1 protein-coding gene is annotated in these 269 nt (G+C 63.9%); it reads right to left on the minus strand.

What is annotated here, in order from left to right; translation table 11 throughout:
* A partial coding sequence (locus tag SB751_RS31020; RefSeq protein ID WP_410749149.1) for an ABC transporter permease subunit occupies window positions 1–269 on the minus strand: 269 nt, incomplete at both ends.

Below are 269 nucleotides of genomic sequence, written 5' to 3' on the forward strand. Positions count from 1 at the left end.
TGGGAATGCCAAAGATGACGCCGACGATGGTGGCAAAGCACCCGCCCAGCAGGATCTGGACGATCAGCGGCATGCCCGGGAAGCGCACGCCGAAGTTCCAGGCGGCATACGCGCCCACCGCCATGAAGCCGCCGTGCGCGAGATTGAACTGGCCGGTGTAGCCGGTGAGCAGATTCAGGCCGATTGTCGCGAGCGCGAAGATGAAGGCCGTCGACATGACCGTGAGCGAATAATCGGAGCGCACGAGAAACGGCAGGGCGAGGCCGATC

Origin of the sequence: Cupriavidus sp. SIMBA_020, from assembly GCF_046535395.1 — a bacterium.
In the GTDB taxonomy this organism is placed as follows: domain Bacteria; phylum Pseudomonadota; class Gammaproteobacteria; order Burkholderiales; family Burkholderiaceae; genus Cupriavidus; species Cupriavidus campinensis.